7 protein-coding genes and 1 pseudogene are annotated in these 7,484 nt (G+C 37.4%); 7 read left to right on the top strand and 1 reads right to left on the bottom strand.

Annotation, left to right across the window (positions count from 1 at the left end; genetic code table 11):
- Positions 1–4 precede the first annotated feature (4 nt).
- The 6 genes from tsaB to CP357_RS05015 all read left to right on the top strand — a co-directional run bounded on the left by tsaB (position 5) and on the right by CP357_RS05015 (position 4,877).
- Entirely contained in the window at positions 5–739 is a 735-nt protein-coding gene (gene tsaB / locus CP357_RS04990) for a tRNA (adenosine(37)-N6)-threonylcarbamoyltransferase complex dimerization subunit type 1 TsaB (RefSeq protein WP_087235482.1), read from the top strand.
- Positions 723–1,295, top strand: coding sequence for a ribosomal protein S18-alanine N-acetyltransferase (rimI, locus tag CP357_RS04995; RefSeq protein WP_025005207.1), 573 nt, complete (start codon positions 723–725; stop codon positions 1,293–1,295). Before tsaB ends, rimI begins: the two co-directional genes overlap by 17 nt.
- The gene (gene tsaD, locus CP357_RS05000) at positions 1,292–2,341 is read left to right on the top strand and encodes a tRNA (adenosine(37)-N6)-threonylcarbamoyltransferase complex transferase subunit TsaD (RefSeq protein WP_098036695.1); all 1,050 of its coding nucleotides are present in this window, start codon (positions 1,292–1,294) and stop codon (positions 2,339–2,341) included. Before rimI ends, tsaD begins: the two co-directional genes overlap by 4 nt.
- Positions 2,342–2,479: 138 nt before the next feature.
- On the top strand, positions 2,480–3,193 hold the full coding sequence (gene deoC, locus CP357_RS05005; protein WP_087235481.1) for a deoxyribose-phosphate aldolase: 714 nt from the start codon (positions 2,480–2,482) through the stop codon (positions 3,191–3,193).
- Positions 3,194–3,202: 9 nt separating this feature from the next.
- Positions 3,203–4,174, top strand: a complete 972-nt coding sequence (locus CP357_RS05010; RefSeq protein ID WP_098036696.1) for a Gfo/Idh/MocA family protein — start codon at positions 3,203–3,205, stop codon at positions 4,172–4,174.
- On the top strand, positions 4,167–4,877 hold the full coding sequence (locus CP357_RS05015) for a GntR family transcriptional regulator (RefSeq protein ID WP_098036697.1): 711 nt from the start codon (positions 4,167–4,169) through the stop codon (positions 4,875–4,877). Before CP357_RS05010 ends, CP357_RS05015 begins: the two co-directional genes overlap by 8 nt.
- A gap of 217 nt (positions 4,878–5,094) precedes the next feature.
- On the opposite strand, the pseudogene CP357_RS05020 reads toward CP357_RS05015, so the two are convergent.
- Positions 5,095–6,501, bottom strand: a pseudogene (locus tag CP357_RS05020) (ISLre2 family transposase).
- Positions 6,502–6,823: 322 nt separating this feature from the next.
- Between CP357_RS05020 and CP357_RS05025 the strand changes: the two are divergent.
- Positions 6,824–7,484, top strand: a 661-nt coding sequence (locus CP357_RS05025) for a transposase (protein ID WP_143468447.1), incomplete at its 3' end; no start/stop codon positions are given.

A 7,484-nucleotide genomic window follows, 5' to 3' on the forward strand; every position in this document is an offset into this window, starting at 1 on the left:
ATTAATGAAAATCTTAAGTGTTTCTACAGCTACTAATCATTTAAGCGTTGCCTTAAATGAAGATCAACAAGTTATTGTTGAGAAGAATGAGCGAGATGAACGTAATCATAGCGAACACCTTGATCCATTAATTGAAGAGATTTTAAAAGAAAATAAATTAACTTTAAACGATATAGACCGTTTTGCTGTAGCAATCGGACCAGGTTCATACACCGGTTTAAGAATTGGAATTACTACTGTTAAAATGTTTGCTAGCATTTTAAATAAAGAAGTAGTTGGTATTTCTACTTTGCAAGCTTTAGCTAAAGGGGTTAAAGAACCAGCTTTAGTAATTACCGGTTTAGATGCTAGAAATGATAATTATTTTGCTGCAGGATACATTAGTGGGGATATTCCTAAAAATGTAATTCCGGATGGTCATTACAATATCGACGTCTTGATTAAGGCTATTCAAGAATATGCAGCACAAAATAAGGTCGATAAGATTGTATTTGTTGGTTCTGGTCTTGAAAAGCAAGATGAAAAGATTAAAGCTTTGAATATCCCATATGAATATGGCACCGATGAGCAAAATGTGATTCATGCTGGCTTAATTGGTCAATTAGCAATTGATGCCCAACCAGTAGATCCAGATAAGTTATTGCCAAGATATTTGCGCAGAACGCAAGCAGAAGTAGATTGGCATAAGAAAACAGGGAAGCCATTCGAACCGGATAGTCATTATGTTGAAGAAGTTTAATCAGTTTTTTCATCAATCAGTTAATCAAATTGATATGAGTTTTACGCCATTTATTACCAATGTAAATGGCAAAATTTTGCAAGTAATGCAAGCTAATGATGATAATATTCCAGATCTATTAGTATTAGAGCAGCAGGTTTATTCTGGAAGAACCCCTTGGAACCAATTTTCTTTTGCAACCGAATTGAGAAAAAGAAATAATTCTCTTTATTTAGTGGTTTATCACGCCTCAAATTTGGTAGCATTCATTGGTGCAAGATTTAGTCCAGAAGAAACGCATATTACTAATATCGCTGTTTCTCCGCTTTATCAACATCAGCACATAGGTCATTATTTGATGGAAATGATGATCAATCGTGCTCGTGAGAATGACAGTGATTGCGTGACTTTAGAAGTACGTACGGATAATGAGATTGCTCAACGGTTATACCGCTCATTAGGATTTACAAGCAATTTTATTCGTAAAAATTATTATCAAGATACTCATACTGATGCAATAAATATGGTTTTATGGTTAAAGCCACATCAAATTAGAAGAAAGAAGTTTACGTTTTGAGTGAGAAAAAAGATATTCGCATTTTAGCTTATGAAAGTTCATGTGATGAAACTTCCACAGCTGTTATCAAAAATGGACGTGAAATTGAAAGCTTAATTGTGGCAACACAAATCAAGAGTCATCAAAGATTCGGTGGTGTAGTACCAGAAGTTGCCAGCCGTCACCATATTGAAGTTGTTAGCCAAATTACTAAAGAAGCTTTGAATGAAGCAAACTGTGGTTGGAAAGACATTGATGCTATTGCGGTTACTTATGGCCCAGGACTTGTCGGTGCGCTTTTGATCGGTGTTAGCGCAGCTAAGGCAGCCTCAATGGCTACTGGTATTCCTTTGATTGGTGTCGATCACATTATGGGTCACATTATGGCAGCGCAATTAAAGGATGAGATTGAATATCCTGCTTTGGCATTGCAAGTTTCTGGTGGACATACTGAAATTGTCTTGTTAAAAGATCCAGTTCATTTTGAAATTATCGGTGATACTCGTGATGATGCCGCTGGTGAAGCATACGACAAGATTGGCCGTGTACTTGGGGTAAATTATCCAGCAGGTAAGACCATTGATGCATGGGCTCACGAAGGAAAGGATACCTTTAACTTCCCACGTGCAATGATGGAAGATGATGACTATGATTTCTCATTCTCAGGACTCAAGTCAGCATTTATCAACACTTGCCACCATGCTGATCAAATTCATGAAAAGTTGAATAAATACGATTTGGCTGCCAGCTTCCAAGCTGCGGTAATTGATGTTTTATCACATAAGACGATTCGTGCAATTAAGCAGTACAAGCCTAAGACCTTTATCATGGGTGGTGGAGTTGCTGCTAACCATGGTTTGCGTGATCGCATGAGTGCAGAAATTGCTAAACTACCTAAGGCAGATCAACCAAAGGTGATTTTACCAGATATCAAGCTTTGTGGTGATAACGCTGCGATGATTGGTGCTGCTGCATATAATCTTTATAATGATAATCAATTTGCGGATTTGACTTTGAATGCTGATCCATCGCTTGAATTGCCATATGCTAAGAGCATGTTGAATTAAATAGAATAGATAAAAAATCCTAGAGAAAATCTAGGATTTTTTATTATGTAATTACATATATGTTGAATTTTATTTAACTAAGCTATAATATCATATATGTAAGCAATATGTTATTACATAATAGAAGAGGCTTAAATTATGAAATACACTTTAGATGATTTTGCTAGATTAATCGATCACACTAATTTGCATGCTGACGCAACTGAAGCAGATATGAAGAAACTTTGTGATGAAGCTAAGAAATACCACTTCAAGATGGTCGCCATCAATCAGGTGCAATCCAAGTTCTGTTCAGAACAACTTAAGGGTACCGATATCGATACTGGTGCAGCCATTGCCTTTCCTTTAGGACAACAAACCATTGAATCCAAGGTCTTTGATACCAAAGATGCGATTAAAAATGGCGCTAATGAAATTGACTATGTCATTAATATCACCGAATTAAAGGCAAAGAACTACGACTACATCAAGCGTGAAATGCAAGAAATGGTTGCTGCTTGTCACGAACACAACATTCCATGTAAGGTAATTTTTGAAAATTGCTACCTAACTAAGGATGAAATTAAGAAGTTAGCTGAGATTGCTAAAGAAGTAAAACCAGACTTTATTAAGACTTCAACTGGCTTGGGTACTGGTGGTGCTAAGGTGGAAGATGTAAAGTTGATGAAGTCAGTAGTCGGTGATGACGTCAAAGTTAAGGCAGCTGGTGGTATTCGCAATAGCGACGACTTTTTAGCCATGGTGCGTGCCGGTGCTGATCGTATCGGTTGTTCTGCTGGTGTGAAGATTTACGAAGCTTTGAAGCGCCGGATGGAAGACGATCATGTTGATGGCATTGAGATTAATTGTTAGGAGTAAGAAATGAAATTAGGAATCGTTGGTAGTGGCCAAATTGTGCATGACTTTTTGTCAGCCTCTGATCAAATGCAAGATGTAGAATTAGTGGCAATTTCCACCTTAGCCAGATCAAAGTCAGTCGCAGAAAAATTAGCTGAGAAGTATCATATTCAGAAAGTTTACACAGATAACGAAGCAATGTTTGCCGATAGCGATATTGATACTGTTTATATTGGTGTACCTAATTCGCTGCATTTTCCAATTGCTAAACAAGCTTTAACAGCAGATAAAAATGTCATCTGTGAAAAGCCATTAGTTGAGACAAGCGAGCAGGTAAAAGAGCTTAAGAAGACCGCTGATAAACACCACGTTTTGCTCTTTGAAGCAATGACTGTTCTTTATCTGGAGAACTACTTCCACTTAAAAGAAGACTTGAAAAAGATCGGCAAGGTTCATGTCATAGCTTTGAATCTGACACAAATTTCTAGTCACTATGCGGACTTCTTAGCAGGTGTTCATATTCCTAAGTTTGATCGTAAAATGGGTGGCGGTGCTTTAATGGATATGAATATCTACAACATCAATTTCTGTGTCAGTTTATTTGGTCAGCCAAAGCAAATTTCATACTTACCAACAATTCAGCGTGGTACTGACACTTCCGGTATTCTGAATTTAACTTATGATGATAAGCAAGCTAGTTTAATTGCAGCCAAGGATGCAGTTGGACCAACTCGTTCTTATATTGAAGGCGAGAAGGGGTTAATCTACTTTGATGGACCATTAAATGTTCTGCCTGATTATTATGTTCAAATAGGAAAAGAAGAGCCAAAGCATTATAACTTCAATAAGTATGATCACCGCATGATTAGCGAGTTTAATTACTTTGCACGTAAGATCAAAGAACATGATCAGCAAGCGGCCGATGAAGCTGCAGAGCATAGCTTGAATGCGATTAGCGTATTAGAAAAAGCACAGGAGTTTTTGCCTCATGACTAAGGCGAAGTATCAAGAAATTGAAGAAATTTTGTGTAAGCAGATAACTGATGGCAGTTATCAAACCGGTGATCTGATTCCGAAAGAAGTAGAACTTGCAGCTAAATACGAAGTCTCTCGTCCAACGATTAGTCATGCTGTCCAGGGTTTGGTTAATCAGGGCTACTTAGAACGCCGTAAGCATGTTGGTACAATTGTTAAGCAGACTAAAATTGCCCAGGAATTTACTCATGTCATTCAAAGCTATGATTGTGAAATGAAGCAAAAAGGGTTAACTGCTCAGACTCAAGTTCTTTACTTTAAAAAAGCAAAGCCTACAGAAGAGGTAAGGCAAGCTTTAAAGTTGAAGGCGAACGATGAAGTCTACAAGTTAACGCGTTTACGTTCGGCTGATGGTAGTCCTAATGTAGTAGTGACAACATATTTACCTGTAAAATATTTAACTGATTTAGGGCAAATTGATTTTTCAACGCAATCACTTTATCAAGAACTGAGCAAAAGAGATTTGTCGGTGATTCATGTCAAGCGTAAGCTGGAAGTTAAGGCTGCCAATGAGATAACAGCTGATTTATTAGATATTGCAGAAAATGATCCGGTCTTTTATTTCCACACTTATGGTTATACTAAGAAGGAAATTCCGATCGAATATTCTATTGCCACATATCGTGGGGATGAAAATTATTTCTTAATCGATTTAAAAAAATAGAATAAAACCCGGATTTAAAAATGAAGTGCAACACTAAGTGTTAAACAAAAAGGCCATGAAGACCTAAACTTGAAGTGACGAAAAATCAAGAAAGGAAGATCTTCATGACCAATTCAAATTCTAGCATTTCTAAGCACTATCATCAATTAACCAGCGTACAACGTAAGTGTCAATGTTTTTGCGGTAGCCTAAAAACCATTAGTCTGACCTTAATTCCTTAATAATTTATGTGGTTTAACATTCGATTGAATTTACTTAAATAACTTCCGCCAGCAACTTCTGTTGTTAACGCTCCATGTTGAATTCCAATGTGCGTTTCATGACGCCGCTTTAAGCTATCTCTAGCTGCTGCCTGTAGTTTCTTGCGGTCTAAACTGATCAACTTACCTGTCTCAAAGTCACTATTGAGCCATTGCTCTAAGTCGTGATTCTTGATGCAGGTCAATATTCTGAGCATGCCTTCTAAGCCAGCTTTAGACCAGTATTTGCCTTGTCCCTTAACCCGATAAGTGTACTTACGGTGATTACTCTCACAGCTGCCGATTGCTTTAGTAACCTTTAAATTACGCATTTTGAAAGGCTTGATATCGTCCCAGTGGCTATCAATATAACTGCGAAGTCGGGCGAGATGCTCATAGTTTTGCGCAGTATCTAGCTCATCAAATAGTTTACTTTCAACCGTATTCAAGATTGTATTCACTAAGTCGCGGTCGTACTTAAACTCTAAGGCATAGATTAATTTACCCTGCAGTTCTTGGACAAAGCAAAGACGATCTTTAATCTTCTTGTTCAGATGGAAAACGTCTAAAAAGTGCTCATGTTTACTGCAATGACCAACAATTTCGCCAAAGTCTTTTTTAGTATAACCAGCACCGCCATCGGCATTACTGATAATCAAAGTGTCAGTTAAATCATAAGTGTTAGCTAAATATTCTTTAGCTTCATTCAAAGCATCCAAACGGCTTAACGATACAAATTCCTTGGCATTAACTCGCTCTCTGCGTTTGTAAGTTACATTACGAATACCTTCACAAATCTGATAGCGATGAAACTCTAACCGTCCTTGAGTGTCTTTAATCATGACGCCATCGCCTTCAAGATACAGTACTGACACTTTTTTCTTTGAAGTTTACGCATCATAATGACCATCGGATTCTTGTTGTTCTTTGATCTTTTGACCAGCAGCTTTGACCAGATTACCTACTTGAGCATGACTAATATTAAAACCTGAAAGGCAATTAACAGCTAAGGCAGTATTGCGATAAGTGGCAACACTACTTACTTCTAAAATATTTCTGACAGCTAAAACACTGTAATGCTTATATTTATCAAAGCCCATTAATTCATCTAACGGATAGCGGCTTTCTGTACCAGCTTTCACATACCTTCTTCTAGAATAAGTTACTTCACCAAAAGCCATATTAATTGAACGTTGATTCTTCTTTTCAATCTGGTAGCCTTGATTCTTCATTGATTCACTTAGCTCTTGATCAACTTGTTCCAAGGCTAAAGCCATTAAGTTTCTAATCAAATTAAGAAAGAAGACTACTAAAGCTTTTTCACGTTTAATAATATTAGTTTCAGACTTTAAAATACCTACGATTTCAGTTACAATTAAATTCATAAAAGACCAGTTTCTAATATGTTTTTTTGCTTAACATCAGACTACTGGTCTTTTTGTTTTGGAGTCAAGTCCTAAATTGGATTTGGCTCCTTTTTAATTTGTAACTAAGCGTCACCGCAAACTATTTTACACTTAGGAATAATAAAATCCGTTACTTAATATAGCCATAAACACAAAAAGTGTCTGGGAAAAAACTAATTCCTAAGACATGAAAAAAGAACGATGATTTCCTTTTCGATTTCATCGTTCTTTTTCTATACTTTAACTGCCTTCCTTGATATTATTAAATCGCTACAGTATAAAAAGAAAGAAGACAATCTCAATGTATCAAAATTATACCACAGGCCAGACTGCTTTAACACTTAATTTAGACTTTACTATACCTAACAATCACTTGGCAACAGTGATCGGCTGGTTCGTCGATTCGATTCCAGAAGACGTCCTATTGGGCGATTCTGCCAAAACCGGGCGTCCTGCCTATCACCCTGCTATGATGCTTAAGATCTTGCTTTTTGCTTATTCTCGCAGAGTATTCTCAGGCAGAAAAATTGCGCTGATGTTAGAAGAAAATCTACCAATGATGGTATTGGCTGAGCACCAGCAGATTTCATACCATACCATCAATAATTTTAGATCGAGCGACCACGCCAACGAATTGGTCAAGAAATGCTTTCTTTACTTTACCAACCTACTGGAACAAGAAGGCTTGATCAACGAAGGGGCTATCTTCATCGACGGCACGAAAATCGAAGCCGATGCCAATCGCTATAGCTTTGTCTGGCGCAAGGCAGTTGAAAAGTATCATGAAAAGCTCAAAGGTCAAGCAGTTGAACTATATGATGAACTGATTGCCAAAGAAGTCGTCAAAGCAATGGCAAAAGAGCAAGTACAAACCAGTCAGGGGTTGACGGAGCTAGCGCAAGAAACGGAAGCTGAAATTGAAAAACTGACTGAAGAGATTGCCCAAGAGCCTAAAGCCATTC

This window comes from Lactobacillus sp. UMNPBX6, assembly GCF_002553975.1.
GTDB lineage: Bacteria > Bacillota > Bacilli > Lactobacillales > Lactobacillaceae > Lactobacillus > Lactobacillus gallinarum.